Annotated in this window: 24 protein-coding genes and 1 pseudogene; 10 read left to right on the top strand and 15 right to left on the bottom strand. The window is 68.5% G+C overall.

Annotation, left to right across the window (positions count from 1 at the left end):
- Window positions 1-3: 3 nt before the first annotated feature.
- The 4 genes from ACFWX1_RS14645 to ACFWX1_RS14630 all read right to left on the bottom strand — a co-directional run bounded on the left by ACFWX1_RS14645 (window position 4) and on the right by ACFWX1_RS14630 (window position 3,328).
- On the bottom strand, window positions 4-1,236 hold the full coding sequence (locus tag ACFWX1_RS14645) for an RNA polymerase sigma factor (protein ID WP_378387394.1): 1,233 nt from the start codon (window positions 1,234-1,236) through the stop codon (window positions 4-6).
- Window positions 1,233-1,601 (bottom strand): YciI family protein, encoded by a 369-nt coding sequence (locus ACFWX1_RS14640; RefSeq protein WP_378387392.1) that lies wholly within the window; start codon window positions 1,599-1,601, stop codon window positions 1,233-1,235. Before ACFWX1_RS14640 ends, ACFWX1_RS14645 begins: the two co-directional genes overlap by 4 nt.
- Before the next feature lie 119 nt (window positions 1,602-1,720).
- Complete coding sequence (locus ACFWX1_RS14635) at window positions 1,721-2,695, bottom strand: LLM class flavin-dependent oxidoreductase (protein ID WP_378387390.1); 975 nt, start codon at window positions 2,693-2,695, stop codon at window positions 1,721-1,723.
- Window positions 2,696-2,764: 69 nt separating this feature from the next.
- A complete protein-coding gene (locus tag ACFWX1_RS14630; RefSeq protein ID WP_378387388.1) occupies window positions 2,765-3,328 on the bottom strand; it encodes an ArsR/SmtB family transcription factor in 564 nt (187 codons plus the stop codon).
- A gap of 76 nt (window positions 3,329-3,404) precedes the next feature.
- Between ACFWX1_RS14630 and ACFWX1_RS14625 the strand changes: the two genes are divergently transcribed.
- Genes ACFWX1_RS14625 through ACFWX1_RS14615 form a run of 3 tightly spaced genes read left to right on the top strand, consistent with a single transcriptional unit; the run spans window position 3,405 to window position 5,374 of the window.
- Entirely contained in the window at window positions 3,405-4,664 is a 1,260-nt protein-coding gene (locus ACFWX1_RS14625) for an MFS transporter (protein WP_378387386.1), read from the top strand.
- 33 nt (window positions 4,665-4,697) lie between these two features.
- Entirely contained in the window at window positions 4,698-4,988 is a 291-nt protein-coding gene (locus ACFWX1_RS14620) for an ArsR/SmtB family transcription factor (protein WP_378387513.1), read from the top strand.
- Window positions 4,985-5,374 carry a VOC family protein gene (locus tag ACFWX1_RS14615; protein WP_378387384.1) on the top strand — a complete coding sequence of 130 codons (390 nt, stop codon included), beginning with the start codon at window positions 4,985-4,987 and terminating at the stop codon, window positions 5,372-5,374. Before ACFWX1_RS14620 ends, ACFWX1_RS14615 begins: the two co-directional genes overlap by 4 nt.
- 379 nt (window positions 5,375-5,753) lie before the next feature.
- Here the strand turns inward: ACFWX1_RS14615 and ACFWX1_RS14610 are convergent, their stop codons facing one another.
- Window positions 5,754-7,013 carry a DUF222 domain-containing protein gene (locus tag ACFWX1_RS14610; protein ID WP_378387383.1) on the bottom strand — a complete coding sequence of 420 codons (1,260 nt, stop codon included), beginning with the start codon at window positions 7,011-7,013 and terminating at the stop codon, window positions 5,754-5,756.
- A 213-nt stretch (window positions 7,014-7,226) separates the two neighbouring features.
- On the opposite strand from ACFWX1_RS14610, the gene ACFWX1_RS14605 reads away from it, so the two are divergent.
- Window positions 7,227-9,179, top strand: a complete 1,953-nt coding sequence (locus tag ACFWX1_RS14605; protein WP_378387381.1) for a cytochrome c oxidase assembly protein — start codon at window positions 7,227-7,229, stop codon at window positions 9,177-9,179.
- 21 nt (window positions 9,180-9,200) lie between these two features.
- Window positions 9,201-11,440 (top strand): annotated as a pseudogene (locus tag ACFWX1_RS14600) (heavy metal translocating P-type ATPase).
- A gap of 110 nt (window positions 11,441-11,550) precedes the next feature.
- Here the strand turns inward: ACFWX1_RS14600 and ACFWX1_RS14595 are convergent.
- Window positions 11,551-12,117 (bottom strand): hypothetical protein, encoded by a 567-nt coding sequence (locus ACFWX1_RS14595; protein WP_378387380.1) that lies wholly within the window; start codon window positions 12,115-12,117, stop codon window positions 11,551-11,553.
- A gap of 151 nt (window positions 12,118-12,268) precedes the next feature.
- On the opposite strand from ACFWX1_RS14595, the gene ACFWX1_RS14590 reads away from it, so the two are divergent.
- Window positions 12,269-13,057: a Scr1 family TA system antitoxin-like transcriptional regulator gene (locus ACFWX1_RS14590; protein ID WP_378387378.1), complete on the top strand. Its 789-nt coding sequence runs from the start codon at window positions 12,269-12,271 to the stop codon at window positions 13,055-13,057.
- Window positions 13,042-13,224, top strand: coding sequence for a DUF397 domain-containing protein (locus tag ACFWX1_RS14585; RefSeq protein ID WP_378387376.1), 183 nt, complete (start codon window positions 13,042-13,044; stop codon window positions 13,222-13,224). The genes ACFWX1_RS14590 and ACFWX1_RS14585 overlap by 16 nt, the downstream gene beginning before the upstream one ends.
- Before the next feature lie 20 nt (window positions 13,225-13,244).
- Here ACFWX1_RS14585 and ACFWX1_RS14580 read toward each other — a convergent pair whose 3' ends face one another.
- The 9 genes from ACFWX1_RS14580 to ACFWX1_RS14540 all read right to left on the bottom strand — a co-directional run bounded on the left by ACFWX1_RS14580 (window position 13,245) and on the right by ACFWX1_RS14540 (window position 22,879).
- Window positions 13,245-14,114 carry an aminoglycoside phosphotransferase gene (locus tag ACFWX1_RS14580; RefSeq protein ID WP_378387374.1) on the bottom strand — a complete coding sequence of 290 codons (870 nt, stop codon included), beginning with the start codon at window positions 14,112-14,114 and terminating at the stop codon, window positions 13,245-13,247.
- On the bottom strand, window positions 14,114-14,734 hold the full coding sequence (locus ACFWX1_RS14575) for an ATP-binding cassette domain-containing protein (RefSeq protein WP_378387373.1): 621 nt from the start codon (window positions 14,732-14,734) through the stop codon (window positions 14,114-14,116). Before ACFWX1_RS14575 ends, ACFWX1_RS14580 begins: the two co-directional genes overlap by 1 nt.
- Window positions 14,715-15,641: a radical SAM protein gene (locus ACFWX1_RS14570; RefSeq protein ID WP_378387371.1), complete on the bottom strand. Its 927-nt coding sequence runs from the start codon at window positions 15,639-15,641 to the stop codon at window positions 14,715-14,717. The genes ACFWX1_RS14575 and ACFWX1_RS14570 overlap by 20 nt, the downstream gene beginning before the upstream one ends.
- A 395-nt stretch (window positions 15,642-16,036) precedes the next feature.
- Window positions 16,037-17,224, bottom strand: coding sequence for a methyltransferase domain-containing protein (locus ACFWX1_RS14565; RefSeq protein ID WP_378387369.1), 1,188 nt, complete (start codon window positions 17,222-17,224; stop codon window positions 16,037-16,039).
- Window positions 17,221-17,376 carry a hypothetical protein gene (locus ACFWX1_RS14560; protein WP_378387368.1) on the bottom strand — a complete coding sequence of 52 codons (156 nt, stop codon included), beginning with the start codon at window positions 17,374-17,376 and terminating at the stop codon, window positions 17,221-17,223. Before ACFWX1_RS14560 ends, ACFWX1_RS14565 begins: the two co-directional genes overlap by 4 nt.
- A 126-nt stretch (window positions 17,377-17,502) precedes the next feature.
- Window positions 17,503-18,429, bottom strand: a complete 927-nt coding sequence (locus tag ACFWX1_RS14555) for an L-tyrosine/L-tryptophan isonitrile synthase family protein (RefSeq protein ID WP_378387366.1) — start codon at window positions 18,427-18,429, stop codon at window positions 17,503-17,505.
- A 93-nt stretch (window positions 18,430-18,522) separates the two neighbouring features.
- On the bottom strand, window positions 18,523-19,737 hold the full coding sequence (locus ACFWX1_RS14550) for a cytochrome P450 (protein WP_378387365.1): 1,215 nt from the start codon (window positions 19,735-19,737) through the stop codon (window positions 18,523-18,525).
- Between the two features lie 11 nt (window positions 19,738-19,748).
- On the bottom strand, window positions 19,749-21,551 hold the full coding sequence (asnB, locus tag ACFWX1_RS14545) for an asparagine synthase (glutamine-hydrolyzing) (protein WP_378387363.1): 1,803 nt from the start codon (window positions 21,549-21,551) through the stop codon (window positions 19,749-19,751).
- A gap of 8 nt (window positions 21,552-21,559) precedes the next feature.
- A complete protein-coding gene (locus ACFWX1_RS14540; RefSeq protein ID WP_378387361.1) occupies window positions 21,560-22,879 on the bottom strand; it encodes an MFS transporter in 1,320 nt (439 codons plus the stop codon).
- A 181-nt stretch (window positions 22,880-23,060) separates the two neighbouring features.
- Between ACFWX1_RS14540 and ACFWX1_RS14535 the strand changes: the two genes are divergently transcribed.
- The 3 genes from ACFWX1_RS14535 to ACFWX1_RS14525 are packed head-to-tail and all read left to right on the top strand — an operon-like array spanning window position 23,061 to window position 25,941.
- Window positions 23,061-24,098 (top strand): ABC transporter substrate-binding protein, encoded by a 1,038-nt coding sequence (locus ACFWX1_RS14535; protein WP_378387360.1) that lies wholly within the window; start codon window positions 23,061-23,063, stop codon window positions 24,096-24,098.
- Window positions 24,095-25,165: a FecCD family ABC transporter permease gene (locus ACFWX1_RS14530; protein WP_378387358.1), complete on the top strand. Its 1,071-nt coding sequence runs from the start codon at window positions 24,095-24,097 to the stop codon at window positions 25,163-25,165. The genes ACFWX1_RS14535 and ACFWX1_RS14530 overlap by 4 nt, the downstream gene beginning before the upstream one ends.
- A complete protein-coding gene (locus ACFWX1_RS14525; protein ID WP_378387357.1) occupies window positions 25,162-25,941 on the top strand; it encodes an ABC transporter ATP-binding protein in 780 nt (259 codons plus the stop codon). The genes ACFWX1_RS14530 and ACFWX1_RS14525 overlap by 4 nt, the downstream gene beginning before the upstream one ends.
- The last annotated feature ends 84 nt before the right edge of the window (window positions 25,942-26,025 follow it).

Genomic DNA, 26,025 nt, shown 5'->3' with positions numbered 1-26,025 from the left:
GGGTCAGCTCAGCCGGGCGGCGCGTGATTCGAGGTAGCGCCGCTCGGCGAGACTGGTGGTGATCCGCGCGGCGAGCCGGTAGCTCTCCAGCGCGCCCGCGGTGTCGCCCGCCTTCTCCCGCAGGTGTGCGCGGACGGCGTGCAGCCGGTGGTGGCCGGACATCCGGTCATCACTGTCCAGAGTGGACAGAAGGTGGAGGGCGGCGGCCGGGCCCTGGGTTTCGGCGAGCGCGACGGCGCGGTTGAGCGTCACCATCGGGTTGGGCGCGATCCGTTCGAGGATCTTGTACAGCGTGTGGACCTGCTGCCAGTCGGTGTCCTCGGCCTTCGCCGCGCTCGCGTGCGTCGCGGCGATCGCCGCTTGGAGCAGGTAAGGGCCCAGCGACGCGTGCTTCATGACGTCGCTGATCAGCGTCGTCCCCTCCGCCAGCAACTCGCTGTCCCACCGGGTGCGATCCTGCTCGGCCAGCGGGATCAGCTCACCGGACGGCCCGGTGCGGGCGCCGCGGCGCGAGTCGGTCAGCAACATGAGTGAGAGCAGCCCGGCGACCTCGGTGTCCTCCGGCAGCAGCCGCCGGACCAGGCGGGTCAGCCGGATGGCTTCCTGGGCGAGGTCGGCGCGGTGCAGGGTCTCGCCCGAGGACGCCGTGTAACCCTCGTTGAAGATCAGGTAGAGCGCCTGCAGGACGACGGCGAGCCGTTCGTCGCGTTCGTCGGCCGCGGGCATGGCGAACTGGCTGCCCGCGGCCTTGATGTTCTTCTTGGCGCGGCTGATGCGAGCGGCCATCGTGGCCTCGGGCACCAGGAAGGCGTGCGCGATCTCGGCGGTGGTGAGGCCGCCGACGGCGCGCAGGGTGAGCGCGGTCTGGGACGCCGGGGTCAGGGTCGGGTGACAGCACAGGAAAAGCAGGATCAACGTGTCGTCGGCGTCGGGGACGGCGTCGTCGGGCTCGCTCGTGTGCAACGGGAGCGCCTGCGCGGTGGCGGTGTCCTCCCGCTGCCTGCGCGACTGGTCCTTGCGGAACTGGTCGATCAGCCGCCGGGAGCCGACCGAGATCAGCCAGCCGCGCGGGTTGTCGGGGACGCCCTGATCGGGCCATTGCGTGGCCGCTGCGAGGACGGCCTCCTGGACGGCGTCCTCGCATTCCTCGAACTGGCCGTAGCGGCGGGCGAGCACGCCGAGGACCTGCGGCGCCAGCTCGCGCAGCAGGTCCTCGATCGCGGGCGCGGTGTTCACATCTCCATCCCGGCGGAGAACATGACCGGCCGGACCTCGACACCGAATCCTTCGACACGGGCCTCGGGAATCCGGGCCGCGAGCTCGATCGCGCGTTCCTTGTCGTCGCAGTCGATCAGGTAGTAGCCGGAAAGGAACTCGGCCGTTTCGCGATAGGGGCCGTCGGAAACGACCGGCTCACCGTCCCGGACACGGACCACGGCGCTGTGCGACGGGTCCGCGAGCGCCTGCGTCATGATCATTTCGCCGGACTCGGTGATCGCGTGCGCGAACGTGCCCCGGCCGTCCCGCACCGCGGCGCGTTCGTCCTCGGGCAGCGCTCTCCACGCTGCCGGGTTCATATGCGTGTTCAGCAGGAACTTCATCTCGACTCCCTCGGGTGACGGCCCGTGGCGGGCCCCTTCACCGGTGGGTCGTCGCCGGTGGCTCCCTCTCGACATGCCGTCGCCGGGAATCTTGACACAGTTCTCCACCGGGCGGCGTGTTACCGGCTTGTCCGACGAAGTTCGGCGGCGACCTCGCCCGCCGCGGCGATGCCGTCCTCCTCGGGCTCGTCCGGTAGCGGCAGCAGGATCACCGATGCGCTCCCGGCCTCGTGGAGCCGCCGGACCCGCTCGGCGCACCCGGCGAGGTCCCCGGACACCGTGAGCTGGTCGATCCACTCCGGCCGCAGCCGCGCGGCCAGCTCGTCCGCGCCCGTGCTCTCGTCGATGAGGGCGAGGATCTCCTCACCGAACGGCATCGGCCGCAGATGCTCAGCCGTGCTGGGCTTGAGGCTGTCGGCCAGGGTTTTCCGGACCCGGTCCCGCGCGCGGTCCGGGTCCTGGTCCAGCGCGAGCCAGTTGTAAGTGGCGACGGTGTGCGGGTCGGCATCGATCGTGGCGCGGGCCGCTCGCACGTACTCCGGGGCGGCCGGCTCGGCGAGCACCGTGCCGTCGGCGGCCCTGCCGGACAGCGCGAGCGACTTCGGCCCGCGGACCCCGGCGAGCACCGGCGGCACGACCGCGGGCGGATAGTCCAGCTCGACCTCGTCGAGCCGGACGTACTTGCCGTCCATGGAAAGCCGCTCACCCGCGAGCAGCCGCCGGATCGCGGTCAGCGTCTCCTCCAGCGCCGTCAGCGGGGAGGCGGGGTAGGCGCCGATCTGCCGCATCCAGGACGGGACGCCGTGACCGATCCCGGCGATCAGGCGCCCGGGGTACAGCTCGGCGAGCGTGGCGAGCTCCATCGCGGCGATGGCCGGGTTGCGGGCGACCGCGGGCAGCACGCCGATACCGACCGGGATCGTCTCCGTCGCGGCCAGCACCGTCGCCGCGGTGGCGATGCCGCCCGCGTAGAAGCAGTCCTCGACCACCCAAAGCTCGTCGAGTCCCGCCTGTTCCGCCTGGCGCGCCAGCTTCGTCAGCCGTGCCGGGGGCACTTCGCGGGAAATCCGGACGCCGACGCGTGAGGTGCTCATGACGATGATCGTGCCAGCGGCCGTGCGGCGCGGCCACCGGATTTACGTTGCCGCTGCTGGTTATCCGGCCTATTCGGCGAGCCGGTGCAGGAGGAAGATGCCGTTCACCGCGGGCCGGTCGAGACGCTGGTCGTCGGTGGAGACGTATTCGTCGAGGACCTCGAGGATGCGGCGGTCCAGCTCGGCGACCTCCTCCGGGGACAGGTGCAGCAGAAAGCGCTCGTAGACCTGGACCTGCTCCGGGCCCGCTTCGCGCAGCTCCTCCTGAAAAGCCGCGACCGGAGCGAACCGGGTTTCCGCGTCGAAGTCGTTCAGCGGACCGTCGAGCCACCAAGTGTTGCCGACAGCGCGATAGGGCTTCTCCAGCGCGCCGCTCTCCCCGGTGCGGACTGCCGCCTGCTCCAGCAAGCCCGCGTCGACCAGTTGGCGGACGTGGTAGAGCACGGTGCCAGGGTCGCGTTCGAGGCGGTCGGCGAGCTGCTTGTTCGTCAGCTCTTTCTGCTGGCAGAGGCGCAGAATCCGCAGGCGCAGCGGGTGACCGGCTGCTTTTGCTTCTTTCGCCGTCGCGGGGCGGCGCTTGCGCGGAGCAGCGGACCCGCTCGCGCGCTGTCGGGTGGTCGTCTCGCCGTCCATGACGGCCACCGTAGTCCAGCGATGGGATTTCGCCACATCGATGGAGTTTTCTCAATCGATGTGTAATCCTCCATGAGTGGATGTGCCGGCGAAGCGGGCAGAGCAGCGGGGCTTGGGCGGGGACTACTGGCGGTTGTGGACCGCGGCCGGTCTGTCGAGCCTGGCCGACGGCGTGGTCAAGAACGCCCTGCCGTTGGTGGCCATCGGTTTCACCCGGTCGCCGGTGCTGATCTCGGGGCTGGCCTTCGCCTTCAGCCTGCCGTGGCTGGTGTGCGCGTTGCCGGTCGGCGTGCTGGTCGACCGCATCGACCGTCGCCGGGCGATGCTGGCCGCGAACGTGGCCAGGGCCGCACTGCTTGCTGTGCTCGTCCTCGCGATGGCGTTCGATCTCGGTTCGATCTGGGCGCTGTACGTCGCGGCGGTCTTAGTCGGTGTCGCCGAGACGATCTACGACACCGCGGCGCAGTCGATCATGCCGCAGGTGGTTGGGCGCGAACACCTTTCACGGGCCAATGGCCGCCTCTACGGAGTCGAGTTGATAGCCAACGAGTCCGTCGGCCCGCCGTTGGCCGGATTCCTGGTGGCGGCCGGGGCGATGTTCGCGCTCGGGGCGCCGGTCGGGCTGTGGGCCATCGCCATCGTGGCGTTGCTGGTGCTTCGCGGCCGATTCCGGATTCACCGGGATCGGCCCGCCACTCTTCGTGCCGACATCGTCGAGGGATTGCGATTCCTCTGGCGGCAAAGGATTTTGCGGACCTTCGCCGTCATGGTCGGCGTGTTCAATTTCGCCACCGGTGCCGTGTGGGCCGTTCTGGCGCTTTATGCGGTCGGGCCCGAGTCCATGCTGAAACTGTCCACACAGGACTACGGTTTCCTGGTGGCCATGGTGGCTGTCGGGAACGCCGCCGGTTCGCTCTTCGCGGAGCGAGTCGAACGGCTGCTCGGCCGGGCGCGTTCACTCGGCGTGGGGTTCCTCTGCACCGCCTTGCTGCTGGGCGTCCCCGCGTTCACCGCACAACCGCTCGTCGTCGGGGCTGCGTTCTTCGTCGGCGGCCTGGGAATCGTGGTCTCGAACGTCGTCATGGTTTCGCTGCGCCAGCGGATCACGCCGGATCGGCTACTTGGACGGCTCAACAGCGCGCACCGGCTCGTCGCCTGGGGCACCAAACCGCTGGGCGCGGCCGCCGGTGGCTTTTTGGCGCAGTGGCTGGGCCTGTCCGTCATGTTCGCGATCATGAGTGGGCTCGTGCTCACCCTGATCGCCGGCGTGCGGGCGGTGACCGACAAGGCCATGGACGCCGCCGAGCGGGTCGCACGGGCGGGTGAGCCGGCTTGACAGGCAAGTGACGGCTTGCCTATAACGGTGGCTGTGGACGCGGACCTGTTCAAGGCGATCGGTGACGCGACGCGACGCACCATCCTGGACGAGCTGACCGAAAGGGACGGTCAGACACTGTTCGAGCTTTGTGGCCGGCTGAGCATGAAGCACGGCCTGGCGTCCTCTCGTCAGGCCATTTCGCAGCATCTCGCGGTGCTCGAGCAGGCGGGGCTGGTGCACACCCGGCGGCAAGGCCGCTACAAGTTCCACCACATCGACACGAGCCCGCTGCGTTCGATCGTCGAGCGGTGGCCCATCGACCGAGAGGCACCGAACTCGTGATCCGCATCAATATCACCAGCGTGTTCGTCGACGACCAGGCGAAAGCGCTCGCCTTCTACACCGAGAAACTGGGCTTCATCAAGAAGACCGACGTGCCCGCCGGCGGAGCGCGCTGGCTTACCGTGGTCTCCCCGGCCAACCCGGACGGCGTCGAACTGCTGCTGGAGCCGGACGGCCACCCGGCGGCGGGCCCGTTCAAGAAGGCGCTGGTCTCCGACGGCATCCCGTTCACCCAGTTCGCCGTCGACGACGTCTACGCCGAGGTCGAGCGGCTCAAAGGACTGGGCGTCGAGTTCACCCAGGACGCGACCGACCTGGGACCGGTGGTCACCGCTGTTCTCGACGACACCTGCGGCAACCTGATCCAGCTCGCCACCATGAAGTAGCCACGCCTAGCCCGCGATCCGGTCGAGCCGTCGGTCGAAGTCCTTGATCTGGCAGGGGAAGACACGATCCGCCCCCTCGCATCGAGTCGTTGGTCATCGCCTTGGCGCGGTCCTTGTCGGCCACGTATCGAGCATCGACCGGCAACCTGTGCGTTCGACAGCTCGTCGAGCCGTTCGGCGGCGGGCTCGGACAGACCGGCTGCCTTACGCAGCCGACGCAGAGCGTCACCGAACCTCCCGGTCATCGGCGTACCTCATTCGCGGAGTCGGTCTCTTCGCGAGCCTCGGAAGTTTCCGGAGGTAGCGCTCCACGAAGAGGTACACAGCTCAACGTAGCTGCTGCCCGACCGGGTGAGCACATGCCAACGTTTCTAGCGGCTTAGGTTCTGAGGTGGATGGTGTTGCGTCGTGGTGTGCGGGTGGCGTCCAGCCAGGCGGGCGGGATGAATTCCGGGAGTCCGTCGGTGGTGATGCGGACTTCCCATTCGGAGTGGTGGATGAGCTTGTGGTGGACGGAACATACGAGGACGAGATTGTCCACTTTGGTCTCACCGTGGTGTGCCCAATACACCACATGGTGCGCCGTGCATCGGTAAGCGGGCGCATCGCACCCCGGGAAGGCGCAGCCACCGTCGCGGCGGATCAACGCGCGTCGGATGGCGGGGGTGGCGAGGCGTTGTGCCCGTCCCACGTCGAGGGGTTCGCTGTGGGAGCCGAGCACCATGGGGATGATCTTGGCATCGCAGGCCAATCGTCGTGCTTCGGCGGCGGTGATCTCCCCGAGTAGATCGAGGGTGGCTTGCCCGATTCCGGATCGTAGTTCTTCCAGGCTGACTGTCACGACGATGTGGGTGGCTTCCCCGGCCTGTGTGGGCAGATCGGGATGCTCGGCCCACATCCGCACCAACTCCGAGAACGCGCAACCCCGCCGTTCCCACTGGGTTCGAGTGTCGCGCCCCTCTTCTTCGGTGGCCGGGCGTGGCTTCGCGAGTGGATCCAGCATCGCTTGCAGGCGTGCGGAGGTTTCGTCGTCGACGCGGGCTTTGATCTGGTGCCCGCCGTCGCGGTGCGGGGCGATGGAGAACTCGGGTTGGAAGGGTTTCGGGTCGCGGGTTTTGGGCTCTTTCCCGTCGGGGTCGAGTTGGGCGAGCAGTCGTCGTCCGGCGGCGCGGATTTCTCGGGGTCCGGCGGCGCGGGCGAGTTCGGCGAGGATTTTCTCCGCCTGTTCCCGATCCTGCGCCGACACGGTCTGGGGAAGCTTGTCCAGCACCCGCAGGATTTCGTCGATCTGCGCGGCCCCGACCGCACCCTCGCTCGCGGCCTGCGCCGTCGCGGGCGCAGCAGGCGGCTGCTCACCGGAAGTCAGGTCGCGGGTGCCATTGAGCGCCAGTGCCCGCGCCGCCCGTGCTTTCGCCTCGGCATACGGGATATTCAACGTCTCCTGCAACAACCGCACGAGACTCCCGTATCCGGTGCTGTCGCGTATGCCGCGGCGTTCGAGTTCGGCCATGATCTCGCCCTGGACAGCGGCTTCGCGGCGCTGCACACACTCGGACTCCAGGAGCCTGTCCAGCAGGCAGCCGACATCGGCGCGCCACCACTCGGTGCGCGTCGCGGAGGTGTTGCTGTCGACTGACATACCTCCACGATACGCCGCCTGATCGAACATGTGTGCTATCGATCGGGTGAACCTCTAGAACGCGCTTTTCCTTGCTGTATAAGGGTTTTGGCACCTCAACACGCTTCGGACGTGACTTTGTGTGAACCGCCGCCGCCGAGGCCTGAAGTGAGGGCTGTCACCCGTCCGGTGCTTTCGGGAACTCGAAGGACGTTGTAGCCGACAGCTGAGAACGTGCGGACAACCGAATTCTCCCCGTCCCCGCCGCGCCGGTATCCCGCCGTGCTCCTGCCCGCGGTCTGGCTGGCGGGGCTCGCCGTCGTGCTGCTGGTGGTGGCGCTGGCCGGGAACGTCTACGCGCTGCTCGGGGACAGTGATCCCGGCGCGCTGACGGCGTTCGGCTTCGGGGTGGTCCGGTTCGCGGCGGATGTCGCGGGTGTCGTCTGCGGGGGAGCGCTGGTCTTCGCGGCCTTCGTGGCGCCGGGACGCCGGGGCGGGTTCCTGACGGCGGAGGCGTTCTCCGCGGTGCGGCTGGCGGCGTGGGCCGCGTCCGGCTGGGTGGCGGCGGCGGTGCTCGCCGTGCCGTTCTCGGCGGCGGACGCCTCCGGGCTGCCGGTGCGGCGGATGCTCGACCCGGGGGTTCTCCTGTCCACTGTGGACGCGGCGGAGGAGCCGAAGGCGTGGCTGTGCGTGCTGGTCGCGGCGATCGTCGTGTCCTTGCTGTGCTGGTTCACGCTGAGCTGGCGCACGACGGTGCTCGGCCTCGTCGTGGCGATGGCCGGGCTGCTTCCGCCCGTGGTCGCCGGGCACGCGTCGGTCGGGGGCTGGCACGACTTCGCCACCAACGCCATGTTGTGGCACATCCCCGCGGCGAGCGCCTGGGCGGGATCGCTCGTCGCACTGCTGGCGTATCTCCGTCGAGTCGAAGAGCCTGACGCGGTGATTCTTCGCCGCTACCAACGGCTTTCGCTGGTCTGCTTCGTCGTGGTCGGGGTCTCGGGCGCCGTCGCCGGGCTGGTCCTCGCCCGGCCCGCCGGGCTGGCGAGCGGGTACGGGTTGCTGCTGGGGATCGACCTGGTCGTGCTGGCGATCCTCGGTGTGCCGATCATGGCGTTGCGGCGGCGTAACGGATCACGCCGGCGAGTCCTGATCATGGAACTTCTGCTGCTGGCGGTCGCGTTGGGCACGTCCGTCGGGCTGACCCATCTGGTGCCGCCGTCGTTCCTGAACAATCCGGCCACGGTTCAGGAAACCGTGCTCGGCTACAACCTCGACGAGCCGCCGTCGTTCGCCAGGTTGGTCTTCGGCTGGCGGTTCGATCTGCTTTTCGGCGTCGTCGCGCTGATCGCGATCGGCGCGTATCTCCTCGGCGTCCGCCGGCTGCGACGTCGCGGGGACGCGTGGGCCCCGCGCAGAACCATCGCGTGGTGCGCGGGCTGGATCGTCGTCGTCATCGCGACGTCGTCCGGGCTCGGGCCGTACGCCTCGGGCACCTTCAGCATGCACATGATCATCCACATGACGCTGAACATGCTGGCCCCGGTGCTGCTCGTGCTGGGTGGCCCGCTCACTCTCGCGCTCCGGGCCCTCCCGGCGGTGGGCCGGGACGCGGCACCGGGCCCGCGCGAATGGCTCGTCTCCCTGCTGCATTCGCGGGCGGCACGGATCATCGGACATCCCGCGCTCGCGTCGGTGGTGTTCGTCGGATCCTTCTACGCGCTGTATTTCACCGACCTGTTCGGCCAGGCGATGCTTTATCACTGGGCGCATCAGCTGATGAACCTGCATTTCCTGGTGGCCGGGTACGTGTTCTTCTGGCTCGTCGTCGGGGTCGACCGCCCGCCGCGTCCGCTGCCGCATCTGGCGCGGCTGGGCATGCTCTTCGCCGCCATGCCGTTCCACGCGTTCTTCGGCGTGATCCTGATGAACAAACAGGTCGTGATCGCCGAGACGTTCTACCGCTATCTTTCCCTGCCCTGGGCCGGGGATCTCCTCACCGATCAGCAACTCGGCGGCGGGATCGCCTGGGCCACCGGGGAAATCCCGATGGTGGTCGTGGTCGTCGCGCTGCTCGCCCAGTGGGCGCGCGCCGACGAGCGTGAGGCCAAACGCATCGACCGCACCGGCGAAGACGATTTCGCCGCCTACAACGCCATGCTCGCCGAACTCGCCGCCAAGCGACGCTGAAACCCCACGGAGCCACCGAAAATGACCACCACGACCGCCGGGACGACCCCGGTCCGCACGGTCGAACTCACCGTGTCCGGGATGACCTGCGCCGCCTGCTCGGCGCGGGTGGAACGCACACTGAACAAGCTCGACGGCGTCCGCGCCTCGGTCAACTACGCAACCGAGCGTGCCACCGTCCAGGCACCCGAGGGCATGGCCGACGACGTCCTGCTCGGCCGGATCCGCAAGGCGGGTTACGAGGCTAGGCTCCGGGGCGAGGACGACGCCGAACTCGGAACGGCCAGGGTCGCGGATCTGCGCCGTCGTCTCATTGTAGCCGCGGTGCTGGCGATCCCGCTCGGGAACCTGTCCATCACGCTCGCGCTGGTGCCCTCGCTGCGGTTCCCCGGCTGGCAACTGCTCTGCCTCGCGCTGGCCTTCCCGGTCGTGTTCTGGTCCGCGCTGCCGTTCCACCGTGCGGCACTGCGGAATCTTCGGCATCGATCGTCCAGTATGGACACTCTGGTGTCGCTCGGCGTGCTCGCGTCGTTCGCCTGGTCCGGCTGGGCGGCGCTGTTCGGCGGGCACGAACCCGGCTACTGGATCGGATTCGGCCCCACGGCGGCCGGGGCGGACGCGATCTACCTCGACGTCGCGGCGGGCGTGACCACCTTCCTGCTCGCCGGACGCTACTTCGAGAGCCGGTCACGACGCAGCGCCGCAGGGCTGCTCGCGGCGCTGGATGCGTTGGCTGCCAAGGATGTCCGGGTGCTGCGGGACGGCGTCGAGCGGATGGTGCCGATCGGCGAGCTGGCCGTCGGCGACCTTTTCGTGGTCAAGCCGGGGGAGTCCGTCGCCGCGGACGGGACCGTCGACAGTGGACTATCCATAGTAGACGTCAGCGCGGTGACCGGTGAGCCGGTACCCGCCGAGGTCGGGCCGGGTGACCGGGTGATCGGCGCCGGGATCAACCGCGACGGACGGCTGATCGTCCGGGCGACCGCGGTCGGCGCACACACCCAGCTCGCGCAGATGACCGCGCTCGCCGAGCGCGCGCAGGCCCGCAAAGCCAACGTACAGCGCCTGGTGGACCGGATCTGCGCGGTGTTCGTCCCGGTAGTGCTCGGCCTGGCCGTGCTCACCCTCGCCGGCTGGCTGCTGACCGGGCAGCCGGTGCGCGACGCGTTCACGGCCGCGGTCTCGGTGCTCATCATCGCCTGCCCGTGCGCGCTCGGCCTGGCGACACCGACCGCGCTCATGGCGGGTGTCGGCCGGGGCGCCCAGCTCGGCATCCTCATCAAGGGGCCGGACGCGCTGGAGGCCAGCCGCTCGGTCGACACCGTGGTGCTGGACAAGACGGGCACGGTCACCACCGGCCGCATGACGGTCACTGGGCACTATCCCGCGGACGGGTTCACCTCGGCCGAACTGCTGCGGTTCGCCGGGGCGGTCGAGGCCGGTTCGGAGCACGCGATCGCGGCGGCCGTGGTCACCGCGGCGAAGGCCGAACTGCCGGATCTGCCCGAGGTCACGGAATTCGCCGCGCTGCCGGGGCTCGGCGCGCAAGGGACGGTCGAAGGCCACGACGTCAAGGTCGGCAGCCCGAGGCTGTTCCCCGACGTTCCGGGAGACGTCGGGGAACAGCTCGCCGCCGCCGTGGGGATGGGGCGACGGCGGTCCTTGTCGCGGTAAACGCGCGGATCGCCGGTCTGCTGGTCGTCCGCGACGTCGTCAAGCCGTCCGCGCGCGCCGCGGTGGCCGCGTTGCACGACCTCGGTCTGCGGACGGTCCTGCTGACCGGCGACAACGAAACCGCGGCCAAGGTCGTCGCGGCCGAGGTGGGCATCGACGACGTCCGTGCCGGGGTGCTGCCTGCGGAGAAGGCCGAGGTCGTCGAAGCGTTACGCGCCAAGGGAGCGCGGGTCGCGATGGTCGGCGACGGGATCAACGACGGCCCCGCGCTCGCGACCGCCGACCTCGGCATGGCGATGGCCAGGGGCAGCGACATCGCGCTGCGCTCGGCCGACGTCGTACTCGTGCGCGACGACCTGCGCGTGGTGCCCGACGCGATCCGGCTGGCGAACCGCACGTTGCGCGTCATCCGCGGCAATCTGCTGTGGGCCTTCGGCTACAACGTCGCGGCGATTCCCCTTGCGGCGCTCGGCCTGCTGAACCCGCTCATCGCCGGCGCGGCGATGTCGCTGTCCTCGGTCCTCGTGGTGTCGAACAGCCTGCGCCTGCGCTCCTTCGAGGGCAGCCAGGCGGGTGGAGGTCTCTGAAGGCCACCTTCAGGGACTTGAGCGCCCCAAACTCGGCCTTCGCGTCTCTCGTCCCCGGAGACATGCTCTGAAGGCCACCTTAAGGGCGTTAGAGTCCCTCAAGGTGGCCTTCAGAGACTTGGCGACAACGTGTGCAGCACCGTGGCGAGGGTGTGGGCGATGTCCTCGGCGGGCAGGCCCGGTTCCGGGCCGCACAGGCAGGACCAGCTGAGTTCGCCGTTGTCGGCGAGGCGGACCTCACCGCGTGACGGCCGGGACGTATCGGACACGGCCAGCTCGACCCAGACGCGCCAGGCCACCACGTCCTCGCTCACGACCAGGCGCACCGCCAGGCCGAGCGCGTGCAGCGCGGCGCCGACCGTGCGGCGCAAGGTGTCCCGCGGCGCCGGGGAGAAATCCAGCCCGGCGAGGTCCTCCGCGCCGAGCAGCAGCAGGATCGTCCGGACGAGGCGGACCGGGTCGTCGCACTGGGCCGGCGGCAGCCGGAAGGCCCACACCACCTGCCCGTAGTCGTCGGCGTAGAACTCGCCCTCGGCGCCGGGCAGGGTCAGCCAGTGTTCCTCTTCGATCGCCGACGGGATTCCCCGTTCCGCGAGCCGGTCCGCGACGAGCCGGACGACGGAATGGTCGTCGGTGTCCCCGGCGGTGCTGGTGACGTCGGTCAAGGTGGCGGGCATGGGTGCTTCTCCTTTGTTTTTCCCGATCGCGGGCCCCTCGGGTTCCGCGACGTCCACTCTTGCCGCCTCGGGCTAGGATGACAATCAGTGACACAAGCGAACCCCAGCGTGAACAAGACGCCCGTCATCACCCAACGATGTGAGAGTGGCCATGGCACGGAAACACCGCACCGCACTGGAAGCATGGGGTAAGGAACTGGCGCTCGCCAGGGACGGAAAATCGCTGAGCCAGGAGGAACTGGCGAAGGCCGCGTTCGTGTCCCAGTCGCTCGTGGCGATGTGGGAGACCGGCAAGCGTACGCCGAAAGCCGAGGATCTCGCCCGCTGCGAGGAAATCCTTGGTACCAACGGCTATCTCGGGCGGATCCTCGGCGAGCTGGTGGCGCGTGAGGTTTCGCACGAGTGGCTGGACCGGTGGATCGCGGTGGAGGAACGCGCCACCACTCTGCTGACATTTGAATCAACGGTCATTCCAGGATTGCTGCAAACCCCGGACTACGCGCGGGCGATCCTGGACTCCGAGGAGCTGGTGGCCGCTCGCCTGGAACGCCAGCGAGTGCTCGACGAGGGCGAGCCGCCGATGTTGGTGGCGCTGCTGCCCGAACCGGTGCTGCGCCAGCAGGTGGGCGGCGCCGAGGTACTAAGCGAGCAGCTGCGGCATCTGGCGGAGATGGCGCGGCGGCCAACCATCTCTGTGCAGGCCGTGCCATCGGAGGCCCCGGCCTGCGCCAAGTTTCTCGCGCCGTTCGTCGTGGCCAGCATCGACGGTGTCCCCGACGTGGCGTATGTTGACAACCAACTGCGCGGAGAGGTCGTCGAACAGCCTTCCGACGTGGCGGTCCTGCGCCGGACGTTCGAGTACTTCCGCGCGGACGCCCTCTCCCACCGGCAGACCATCGACCTGATCGAGAAAGCGGCGGACCAGTGCTCCACCCCCTGACCTGGCGGAAGTCGTCCTACAGCGGGTCCAACGGCGGCAACTGCGTGGAAGTCGCGTACCAGCCGGGCCGTGCTCATGTCCGTGATTCGAAGACTCCGGACACTGGCAGCCTCACCGTCACCGCTGCCGCTTGGCGTACCTTCACCGCCACCCTGCGTCCGCAGTAAAGCGGCCTAGCCGGACGTCATCACATTCCGTGGGTGGGAGCAGCGAGCAGCCTGGCGGCGTGTGTTGTGAGCGGTTCCGCAAGTTCAGGATGGTCGCCGCTGCTCTCGATGCGGCGGAGCAGGCGGGCGGCGACGTAGAGCTGGGCAATGCGGCCGGTAGGCGTGTCGAGTAGGTCGGCGAACAAGCCGTGGATACGTTCGGCGGTCTCCGGTACGAGAAGGCTGTAGCTATAGAGGGTTGCGGCGTCGAGCCCGGCAGGCGCGGTGCCCCACAGTTCCCAGTCGACGATCCCGAGGTCAGGGGCCATCAGGTTCGCCCAATGAAGATCGGCGTGGGCAGTGGTCCAGCTGGCGACCGTGGTCTCGACCGTGTCCCCGAAGCGTTGGCGAATGCGCTGCGTGACCCGTGCTTGGTTGGCATAGACGCGGTCCGTCGGCGTTTCGGCGAGTGTCCGAAGCCCATGGGACAGGTCGGTCCACCAGGTTTCAGGCAAGGGCGGGTCGCTGTGCGGGACGTCGATGGCTGCCGCCGGCGTGCCCGGCAGAAGGAGCATCAGTTCTGCCCGCTGGTTCCGCCAGTCGTGTTCTGGCCATTCGTAGACATCGAGCACGGTGGGTTTGCGGACAGCCGTGATGACGTTGGCGTCGGCGTTCCCGGTCCAGCCTTCGCCGCGCGCCCACTGTGGTTCTTCGGAGACGACCCGCAGCCAGGCCGGGCTGTGCTGTCCGGTGACGGGTGCGCTGATCGAGCGGAGCCGCCATCCGAAGGTCGGGGCAGCGGTCACCGTGACGTCGAAGTGATCAGCGGCTCGACGGAGATTGTGCCGTTGGAAGTTGCGGAAGGTCGCGTCGCCGTCGGTCTGCGGCTCGGCGGTGAGGAATTCGGGCATCAGTCGGTGAGGTGACGAAGATAGGAGGCGGGGTTGTCGAGGTAGCGGCGCCAATGGTCGACCAGTTGCAGGTCGGCCCATTTCGCCCGGCGTAGGCCGTGGTCACCGACCTCGATGATGTCGGCTCCTGGGGTGGAGGCCAGGATCGGAGAGTGCGTCGCGCAGACGACCTGTGCGCCGGACTCGCCGAGGTCGTGCATCAGCGCCACCAGGTGCAGGCACGCGGTGAACGAGAGCGCTGATTCGGGCTCGTCCATCACATAAAAGCCGGGATCCTTGAACATCGAGCGGAAAACGGCGAGAAACCCTTCGCCGTGGCTCATCTCGGCGGTGTTGTCCTCCCAGTAGCCGGGGACGCCGCCGAGGTTCTCCGTCATGCTGAACGCGGTTTCGGCGCGCAGGAAGAAGCCCTTCTTCTTCAGCCGGGGACCTGCCAGCATCCGCGCTCCTCGAGCTGTGGTCTCCAGCCGCAGGACGTCACCCAGCGGTGTCTTGGTGGGGTCGGCGCTGCCCGCTTTGCGGGCGGCGCGTCCGCCGCGCGCGTCCAGCTTGAAGCCTTCGGCGATCGCCTCGACCAAGGTGGACTTGCCTGAGCCGTTGTCACCGACCAGGAAGGTCACCGACCGCTCGAACCTCAGCCCGTGCTCGGCCACCTCGGCAACCGCGGGTACTGAGTACGGCCAGCGCCGGTAGCTCGCTGGACGCAGCGCTTCCGGGACGTACGCGCGGCGGACGAACACGTTCACCTGCTCCTAGTCGTAGTTGGGCTGGCAACCGCCCTTCGGGCTGCACGGCCCGGAGCCCGTCGGCCAGCACTGCGGACGACACGCCGGTCCGCAGCTGGGGCCGCACTGCGGATCGCACGGTTGAGGAGCCTTCTTCCCCATCGTGAGCCGGGCATCGAAACTCTCCTTGAGCATCGCAGACGTCGCCGCCGCACAGCTGGTCGACGTCGGGCTGGAGGTCTCGGACGCCGCGCCCGACCTGGCGAAGGTGGTCGGCGCGGATCTCCTCCGTGACGCCCAGGTCGATAAGGTCGGCCACGGCACCGCTGACGTTCTGGCCCGGGTTGACCCCAATGACGCCGGTCCTGATCGGGATCGAGCGGCGTAACGCCTCGGCGATGTTCTCGCGTGTGCGGCGGTAGCTGTCGCGGCCTTTCGTGATCGCCTCGTGCTGCTCGGCCGAACTACTGTAGTAACTGGCCGCCAGCCGCACCTTCGGCTGTTCGAACACGCTCCACATCCGCTCGGAGACGTGGGCAAGGTTGCTGAAGACCTCCACCTCCAGTCCGCGGCCAAGCGCGTGGTCGATCAGGTCTGGCAGCCCGGGATGCAGTGTGGGTTCGCCGCCGATGAACTGGACCATTCTGGTACCCAGCTCGGCCGCCTGCCCGATCACACGCGCCCAGTCGTCCATCCGCATCGAGCCGTCTGTGCCCTGTGGGCCGGACTCGGCCATGCAGTGCACGCATTCCAACTGACACTTCCCAGTGATCTCCAGCCACACGAAATCCAGGTCGCCCACGTCACCCTCCTCGCCGCTCCCGTACCGGGCCAACCCGCTGCCCTCCCTCCATGAAACCGAACCGAGATAACATGCGAGCCTTGATCACCCGCCTGGCGGCGCGCGTGAATCACTGGCTCTTCGGTATGGCCAAACCTGCGCGCGACCCGGCCGCTCAACCCGGAGCCATACAGAGTCCCGGATTGAGCGGCCGGGCCTTTGCCGTTCTACGGGTTAGTACTCCAGCCGCTCGGCGTGCACTCGCTCGCTCGGCGGGTGGCGTCCCGTACGTGTCCTGAGGTCAGACGTTTAGTTCAGCGAAAAGACTCCGGACACCGCCAGCCTCACCGTCACCGCCGCCTGGCGCACCTTCACCAGCACTCTGCGTCCCCGATAGCTCGACAGCCTGCCGATTTCTATCCGGTTACGTCGCGCGAGCCGGGCAGAGTAACCGACTGGTGGCTCGGACCGACTTCCCATAGCCAGGTTTCCAGCGGCGGCGCTCCCCGGCGGGCGTACCAGGTGATCGCCGCGTATACCTCATCAGCCAAGCGACGTGGCCCAGCTTGCCGCACGGTGAGGTCGTCGCCCGCCTCGTCGGCGTGGATACTGGCCCAGGAGCGCGAGATCGGGTCGGCGAACAGGATCAGCCGCCTGGGGCTGCGCGTCCCGGCCGGGTAGCTGTTCCAGCGACAGGACGGGGTCGCGACCGCAGCCGCCCAGCACCACGACGGATCATGCAGCGGATCCCACAGATCTTTGGTCGTGTGCTTCACATCGGCGTCGGGGTCATCCCACCGCACCTCGTGCAGTGCCGCACTGCCCGGCCGCTGGTCCCGTAGGTGCATGAAGCCCACGGTGAGGTCGGCGTCGGCGTGCCCTCGGGCGATGCCGTCCTCGCCGACTACCAGACGCACCAACGGATGTGCGCTGAAGTCGGCGAAGATCGGGGCGACGATCACCCCGCCTGGCCGGGTGTGCTCGACCCACGCGTAGGGGAGACGGCCCAGCGGCACACCCACCGTCGCGATCACCCGATCCCACCGGCTCCCTGCCGCCGGTACCACCGTGGCGCCGTCACCGGTCAGGACCGTCACATTCGCCGGCGTGGGAACGTCCAGCCGCTCCCGTGCCTGGGCCGCCACGTGCTGGTCGATCTCAACTGTGGTGACAGCCCCGTTGTGTCCGACGATCTCGGCCAGGAGCGCGGCGTTGTAGCCCGTGCCGGTGCCCACCTCGAACAGCCGATCCCCAGGCTGTGGTCCTAGGACGCGGAGCATCCCGGCGACCACGGTCGGCGCCGACGCCGAGGAGGTGGGCCGGTAACCGACGTCCGGCCAGGTGACCGCGCCGTCATCGAACTGGGTCACGATGGGCATACGCGGGTCGTACACCGCTTTCGTCCAGCCTTGCGGGTCGGTGCCGCGATCGACCGCGAGGTCGTCGGCGTCGGTGGTTTCGTTTCCCCCGCACCACATACGTGCTGGGATGAAATCGGCGCGATCGACGGCCTCGAACGCTGGGCGGTAGGAGGCAGGCAACACCCCGGCCGTGTCCAGTCCAGCGACCAGGGCACGGGTACCATCACCGGCTCCGCTCGTCACTCCTTGCCACCCCACGAGTCTTTTCCATACTCCTTGGGATCAATCTTCTGGGAATGATCCTCGTCGGCACCACGCCTACCCGTGTCCCCATCGCGGGTGACGTTATGCGCGCCGCCGTCCTTGTTCTTGTCGTTCTTGCCCTTGTCGTTCATCTCGCGACTCCTGCCCGGTGTGAGTTCTTTCTACCGTCATGTCGGCGTGCTGCCGGTGTACAGCAGCCATCCAGGTGAACTCAATGCCCAGGACGTGGCGTATGTTGACAACCAGGCAACAACTTCTCACGCGACGTAGTGGCTGGGGCGGCCCTCACGATAGGCGAGCGTGCCGAGAGCGCGGGCGCGGTGGTGCGGCAGCAGTGTCGGCGTGCCGTCGGCGCGGAGCAGGACGCAGGAATGCCACGGCGTCGTCCACTGGTCGGCGATGTCGAGCAGCCGAATGCCGAACTTCGCCGCGCCGGGCGGCTGCGGATGGATCGAAAGCCGCACCGAGCGCGGAAATCGGGCGGCGATCAGGCTGCTCCACGCGTTGCTGCGCTGGATGACGCCGTAGGCCCGGCGGCGGCATTCCCGTTGCAGCGCGGATTTCGTGCCGGTGTGGCCGACGGTGTCCTCGACGAGGAACCGGGTGATGCCCCGGTAGAGCCGGGTCATGTTCTCGTCTCGCCGGACTTGCCTACGAAGATCGTCCACTGTGGGCGCGAACTCTTCGTGGACCCGCCGCCGCTTCTCGTCGTAGTCGATCTCGCCGAGGACGTCGCCTAGATCGAACGTCGTCAGGCAGGTCCGGCGCTCGGCGTGGATCATCGCGCGTAGCGCGGCTCCGTAGGCGTCGATCGTCTCGTCCGCGACGCCGATGTGATCGCCGAAGATATGGCCGTCGGAGCAGATCAGCATGCGTGCGCCGGGCGGGTAGATCGCTTCGATCGTGGCGCAGAGTTCGTCGAGGAACCGCAGGGAGAGTCGCTCGCCCTCGTCCGGCAACGGGCCGAGCACCTTGTCCGGATTCGGGGACTTGCACGGGAAACCGGGCAGCGTGAACAGAATCGGTTCGCCGGTGCGGACGAACGCCGCGAGCTGCGACAGCTGCGGTCTGAACGCTTCCGGCTCCGAGACCGTGTCGCCCGTTACGCGACGACGATGGGGCAGCAGCAGGCGAAGAATGTCCGCCGTGGTTCTCTCCACAGTGGACGGTGTCGCGGTGAGCACGGATCTCCTCGGCAAGTGGGCTGAAGGGGACTTTCGTCCGATGCGATGAGCTGAAGGGGACTTTCGTCGCATGCGATGCGAGGAAAGTCCCCTTCAGCTCACGCGGTCGTAGGTGACGGGCAGGCTGTTGACGCCTCGGGCGAGGACGGCGGGGACCCACGCGATGGCGTTCGGGTCGCCGGCGAAACGCAGGCCGGGCAGGCGGTGTAGCAGCGTGGCCAGCGCGACCTGGAGTTCCGCGCGGGCGAGCGCGGCGCCGGGGCAGAAGTGGATGCCGTGCCCGAACGCCAGATGCGGGTTGGGGGAGCGGGTGAAGTCGAGTTCGTCGGCGTTCTCGAACCGTCGCGGATCGCGGTTGGCCGCGCACAGCGAGACGATCACCGAGTCGCCCGCCGGAATCGGGGTGCCGTGCAGCTCGCTGTCCTCGGCGAAGAAACGCCAGGTCGTCAGCTCGAACGCGGAATCGAACCGCAGGAGTTCCTCGACCGCCGACGGCAGCAACTCGGGATCGTCCCGGAGTTCGGCCAGCTTTTCGGGGCGCCGCAACAACGTCATGAGGGCGGTGCTGATCTGGTTGGTGACCGGCTCCTGCCCAGCCACCAGCAGCTGGAACACCATGGAGTCCAGCTCTTCCTTGCTCAGCACGCCGTCGTCGTTGGCCCGCACGAGCGTGCTCAGCAGGTCTTCACCGGGGTTCGCGCGCTTGTCCGCGGTGACGTCGGCGATGTAGCCCTGTAGCCCGCGCAGCAACGCCTCGTACCGCGGCCTGCCCGGATCGGTGGGGCCGACCGGCTGGACGACCTTGCCCCATTCGCGGCGGAAACCCTTGGCCAGCACCGGGGGCAGCCCGATCACCTCGGCCAGCACCCGGAACGGGAAGTGCGCGGCGAACCCGGCGACGAGGTCGGCCGGGCCTTCGGGCGGCAGCGCGTCGACCAGTTCGTCGGCCAGCTCACGGAAACGCGGGCGCAGGGCCTCGATCCGCTGTGGCGCGAACCATTCCAGCGTGAGCTTGCGCATTTCCGTGTGCTTCGGCGGATCCTGGTGCAGCAGATGGACCTGGAGCTGCGAATGCTGCGGTTCTGGCATGATCGACGCGCGGGCCCGCCACCGGTCGTTGCCCCGGGAATGGTGCTTGCCGAGGCGTTTGTCGTTCAAAGCCGAGTGCGCGGCGTCGTAGCCGGTGACCAGCCAGGCCTGGACGCCACTCGGGAATTCGACCGCGTGGACCGGGCACTTGTCGCGGAGTTCGGCGTACAGCGGGTACGGGTCGGTCTTGTATTCGGTGCCGTACAACGGAACGGGCACGGATTTCTCCTTCACAGCGTGATCCTCGGCCGGTGGTGATCGAGCCAGAGCCCGAGATCCACGACTCGCTCCAGCCGCAACCGGTGACCCCAAGCGAGCTTGTCCGGCGCGCAGTCGAGCACCGGTTTCACCTGAGCCTCGTCGACCAGGCCGCGCACAGCATCCGAATTGGACAGTGTCATCCTGGCCAGGTCTTGGAGACCGCGGTTGTAGTCCGGGTGATGCGTGGCGGGATAGTGGTTCTTCGGTCGCATGAGGACGGACTCGGGCGCCAGACCACGGGCCGCCGCGCGTAGCACGCTCTTCTCCCGGCCGTCGAAAGCCTTGATCTGCCAAGGAATCGAAAAGGCGTACTCGACCAGTCGATGGTCGCAGTAGGGCACCCGGACCTCCAGTCCACGTGCCATGCTGAGCCGGTCCTTCCGATGCAACAGCTGGCGCAACCAGCGGGTCAGCGACAGATGCTGTAGTTCGCGCTGTCGGTGTTCGACGGCGTCCTCGTCGGGCAGATGCGGCACGGCCGCGAGGGCGTCGGCGTAGGTGTCGGCCTGGTATTCGCCGAGCCGTAGCAACGGCGCGAGGTCGGGATGCATCGGCATCGCGGCTTCGTCATCGGTCACCAGCAGCCAAGGGAACGTCGCCGCCTCGATCGCGCGTGGCGTGTGGAACCACGGATATCCGGCGAAAACCTCGTCGGCCGCCTCGCCGGACAAGGCCACTGTGGAGTGTTCACGAATACGGCCGAACAGCAAATACAACGACGTGTCCATGTCGCCGACGCCGATCGGCGAATCCCGGCAGGCCACCACCGCGGCGCGATGGCCCGGGTCCAGTAACAACTTCGGGTCGAGGACAACGGTGTCATGCTCTGTGCCGATGAAGGCGCCCGCCTCGGCCGCGAACGGAGTGTCGTGCCCGGTGCGCAGGACATCGCCAGTGAACTTCTCGGCCTGGTCACTGTAATCGACCGCGTACGACCTCAGTCCCCCGAGTTCGTCGGCGGCGAGCGCGGTGACCACAGTGGAATCAAGACCACCGGACAGGAGACTGCACAGCGGGACGTCGGCCTCCACTTGCGACCGTGTCGCGACGTTCAGCAGCTCTTCCACCTTCGCGATGGTCGTGTTCCGATCGTCGGTGTGCTCGTGGACTTCGAGCTGCCAGTACGTCCTTTCGCGACGGTCGTCGGGGCTCATGCTCAGCAGCGTTCCCGGCGGAACTTCCCGTACTCCGGCCCAGAGTGTCGGGCCGGTGTTGAACAGCAGGCTGTAGGCCTCGCGCAGACCCGCCGCGTCCACTGTGGGCTCCAGCTCGGGATGCTCGAACAACGCCTTCGGCTCCGAGGCGAACGCGATGCCGCCCTTGATTTCCGCCCAGTACAACGGTTTCACCCCGAGGCGATCACGGACCAGCAGCAAGCGCCGATCGCTTTCGTCCCAGATCGCGAAGGCGTACATGCCGACAAGGCGGTCGACCATCGCGTCACCCCACTCCTGATAGGCGCGGAGCACGACCTCGGTGTCGCTGCGGGTGGTGAAGTGGTGGCCACGGCGGCGCAGTTCGTCGCGGAGTTCGTGGTGGTTGTAGATTTCGCCGCTGTAGGTCAGCACGACGTCTTCACGCACCATCGGCTGAGTGCCGCCCTCGATGTCGAGAACCGCGAGCCGACGATGTCCAAACGCGACTTGACGCGCCAGCCAGACGCCGCTCGCGTCCGGGCCGCGCGGCGTCAGAGTGTCCGTCATCGCGCGCAGCGTCGTGGCGCTGCCGTCGGCCAGGCCGTGGTAACACACCCAGCCGGTGATTCCGCACATGGAACGACTCACTTTCCGTTTTTCGGCACGAGTTTCCGTGGCCGCACGGCCAGCAGGGCGACGGCCGCGCACGCGACGAGCGCGGCCAGCCACAACCCCGCCTCCGGACTGCCGAATGCCCAGGCCGCGGTGGCACAGGCCGGGCCGAGGGTGAAGCCGAGGCTGCGGGCGAGCTGGACAGTGGCGCCCGCGGTGGCCATCCGCTCCGGCGGCGCGGCGGTGATCACCAGCAGCTGCGCGGGACCGCCGTACAACCCCATTCCGATCCCGGCCACCGCCAGCCGGATCGCCACCGCGACCGGTGTCCACTGAGGACTCAAAGTGAGCAGCGACAGCAACCCGGCCGCGGTGAGCGTCGCGCCCGCGACGGCGACCGGACGCGGCCCGAACCGGTCGGCCAGCCGCCCGCCGAGCGGTCCGGCCACGCCCATCCCGGCGGCGAACGCGAGCAGCGTCCAGCCGGTCACCGCGGCGCTGATCCCGTCGATCTCCTGCATCCGCAGGCCGACAAGGTAGTTCATCACCGCGAAAGCCATTGCCAGCGCGAGAACCGCGGCCTGGACGCCACTGGTGCCGGAGTCGCGGATCACCGCCCACGACGGCCTGCCGCTGCTGCGGGACCACAGCGCCAGCGGCGGAATCCCGGCCAGGCACAGCAGCAGCCAGCCGGGTTCGGTCGCGCCGAACGTCAAGCCCAGCAAGAACAACGCGATCCCGGCGGTGGCGAGTGCGGCGCCACGTAACGACTCCGCGTCCGGACGGACGAATCGCCCGCCGCGTTCGGCGTAACGTGTGGTGAGCACGAGCGCGGCGAGGCACACCGGGATCTTGACCAGGAACACCGCCCGCCAGCCGAAGGTGTCGATCAGCGGCCCGCCGATCGCCGGGCCGAGTACCGCGCCGAGTGGTCCCAGCGTCGCGGGCACGCTCATCGCGCGTCCGCGTAATCGCGCGGGTACCGCCTGTGCGGCAACCATCGGCATCAGGACGAAGAGCGCCGCTCCGAACACACCCTGTGCGATTCTTGCCGCGATCAACCAGGCAGGCCACGGCGAGGCGGCGGCCAGCAATCCACAAAGGCCGAAGCCGGAAACCGCCGCCGGCAATACCGTTCGGACGGGCGCGGTGTTGAGCCATGCCCCGGCGGGCAGTAACAGCGCGACCACGGGCAGTTGGTAGCCGAGTACGGTCCACTGCGCTGTTTCCGTGGTGGTTCGCAGATCACGGGCGACGTCGGCGAGCGCGACGTTCACGATGTTCATGTCGAGCATCGCGATGAACGACACCAGGCCGGCGACCGCGACCAGCGGCCAGTTCGCCCGTGACATCCACGCTCCTCGCCCTTGAAGTTCCCCTCCTCGCCAGAAGTCGGGACGGTTACGGGGAAAGTTCCCGATCGTGGGACGGAAAGCGGCACGCGTCACAGAAAGTGCCGAAACCTCCGGGAACTTTGCCCCTCGTTCGTGCGACTTCTGCACTGACAACGAATGTCTTGTGAGGAGTACAGCCGTGCGCACAGCTCATCCGTCCACCCGTCGTGCGGGGGCGTCGGCCGCACTGATGCTGGCGGCGGGTCTGTTCCTGACTGCCTGCGCGGGAGAGTCCGCGACCCCGGCCGCCGCGCCTTCGTCCGGAATGGACATGGGCGGAAAGAAGGCGGGACACCCCGCGGCGCCAGCGTGTCCGCCTTTGCCGAAGCTGGACACACCACCGAAGCGGATCGTCACCATGGACGGCGGGGCGGCCGCCATCCTCACCGAACTCGGCCTCGGCGACCGGATCGTCGGCACCGCGGCTCCGGACTTCTTCGCGGCCTTCCCGGCGGACAAGAAGGCCGCGCTGGACAAGATTCCGGTGCTGGATCCCGGACAGGGCAACGCGGAGAAGGTGGTCAACGCGCATCCGGATCTGGTGGTCGGGCTTTCGACGTACAGCTTCGGCGGGTTCGATGGCACGCCCACGGTCGACCGGCTGGCGCAGGCCGGTGCGAAGGCGCTGGTGGCCTGCGAATCGGCGGGTGGTGCGCCGGTGAAAGACCTTTCCGTCACCACGAAGTTCATCACCGACGCGGCGGATGTCCTTGGCGTGGCGGAAAAGGGGAAACAGCTCGCGGCACAGGTACAGTCCGCTGTGGACGGTGCGCGAAGCGGCGGAGGCGCGCCGGTCCGGGTACTGGCCGTTTCCGGGCCGCCCGCGCCGGGGCAGCCGGTGATGACGCAGGGCGGAACCAGTCTGGCCAATGGGGTCATCACGCTGGCCGGGGGCAAGAACATCGCCGAGGAGGCCACCACCGATTTCGCGAGTCTCAGCTCCGAGGAGGTCGCCGCACGGGATCCGCAGGCGATCGTGGTGATCTCCGGCTTCGCGCCGGGCAGCGACGCCGATCTGACGGCGGCGATCCGCTCGAGCCCGGTGCTGGCCGGAAGCACCGCGGTCAAGGAGAACCGCCTGGTGGTCGTGCCGCAGAGCATTCTGCTCTCGCCCAGCGTCCTCAATGGACAGGCGGTGGCGACCATCGCCGCGGCGTTGCGCAAACCCGCCGGGTGACGTCGACCGCGACGCGCCGCGAGCGGGCGCCGCTGCTCGCCACGGCGAATCTCCCGGTGCTCGCCGGAATTCTCCTGCTGCTCGTGGTCGGCTCGATGGTGCTCGCGGTCGGCCTCGGTCCGGTATCGGTGCCGCCCGGTGAAGTCGCCGATGTCCTTGTGCGTCATCTCTTCGGTGGCGGTACGCCCGGCAGATTCGACTTCATCGTGTGGGAGCTGCGCGCGCCTCGCGTCGTCGAAGGGGCGTTCGTGGGCGCCGGTCTCGCGGTGGCCGGCGTGCTGACCCAGGCGATGACCCGCAACCCGCTGGGCGAGCCGTACGTGCTGGGTCTGTCGTCGGGTGCGGCGGTCGGCGCGGTGCTGGTGATCACCACCATCAGTTCGGCCGCACTCGGACTCGTCACGCTGCCCGCGGCCGCGTTCGCCGGTTCGTTGCTCACCGCGGTCGGAGTGTTCCTGCTGGCGCGGGCGGGCAGGCGCACGTCGCCGGGCAGGATGGTGATGGCGGGGATCGCGCTGGCCCAGCTGCTGTCCGGAGTCGTCTCGTTTCTCTTGTTGCGCACGAAGAATCCGGAGGCGCAGCAACAGGTGCTGTTCTGGCTGCTGGGCAGTCTCGCCGGGGCGCAATGGCCGTTGACCATCGCCTGTGTCGCGCTCGTCGGCGTGCTGCTGGTGGTGTCACTGGCCGGGGCGGGACGGCTCAATCTGCTGGTGCTCGGTGATGACGGCGCCGCGGCGCTCGGCCTGAACGCTGCCCGGCTCCGGTTGGTCCTGCTCGTGGTGGTGACGCTGCTGACCGGCACCGTGGTCGCCGTATCCGGCAGCATCGGCTTCGTCGGCTTGGTGGTGCCGAACCTGACCCGGCTGCTCGTCGGCGCGGATCACCGGCGGTCGCTCCCGGTGTCGGCGCTGCTCGGCGCGCTCGTCCTCGTCTGGGCCGACACCGCGGCGCGGCTCGTGCTCGCGCCCACCGAACTGCCGATCGGCATCCTCACCGCCGCCGTCGGTGTCCCGGTGTTCCTTTTCGTGCTGCGGCGCAGTTCGGCCGGGGTGGTGGGGCTGTCGTGAAGCTGGTATTTGCTGGTGTCGCGGCCGGATACACCGAAACCCCGGCGGTGCGCGACGTGGACGTCACCATTGCCAGCGGCTCGTTCGTCGCACTCGTGGGCCCCAACGGCAGCGGGAAGTCCACTTTGCTCAAAACCGTCTACCGGGCGTTGAGGCCGTCCGCTGGTCGCGTGGTGCTGGGGGACGACGATCTCTGGCGGCTCCCGCATCGTGACGTCGCTCGAGTGGTGGGTGTTCTCGGGCAGGATTCGCCCGGTGGTCACGACTTCACCGTGCGCGAGTCGGTGGCTCTCGGTCGCTATCCCCACCATGGCACCTTCGCCCGCCTCACCGATTCGGACGACGACATCGTGCGTGAGTGTCTTGACCGCTGCGGTTGCTTGGAACTGACGGCGCGTCCTCTGTCCACATTGTCCGGTGGAGAACGTCAGCGCGTCCTGCTGGCGCGGGCGTTGGCGCAACAACCTCGGCTGTTGATCCTCGATGAGCCGACCAACCACCTCGACCCTGCGCACCAGATCTCCGCCCTGGAACTCGCCGCGTCGCTCGGCGTGACCGTGCTGGCCGCGCTGCACTCCCTCGACCTCGCGGCGCAATACGCGGACACCGTGCTGGTGCTGCGCTCCGGCCGTGTGCACCGGGTCGGTGCCCCGCGCGAGGTCTTTACGCCGTCGTTGCTGCGCGAAGTGTTCACTGTGGATGGATCCCTTGTGGACGATCCCGTCACCGGCGTCCCTCGCGTCCTGCTGCGCCCACTCGCCGTCGAAGGTCCGTGAAGGCCTCCTTCACGGCGCTCACCGCTGTGAAGGAGGCCTTCACGGCATTCGGCGGTCCGTGGGGGGTGGGGGGGGGGGGTGGCG

This window comes from Amycolatopsis sp. NPDC059021, from assembly GCF_042739895.1.
Classification (GTDB): domain Bacteria; phylum Actinomycetota; class Actinomycetes; order Mycobacteriales; family Pseudonocardiaceae; genus Amycolatopsis.
The sequence above is the reverse complement of the archived record's forward strand: the minus strand, read 5'-3'. Positions and strand labels throughout refer to the sequence as shown.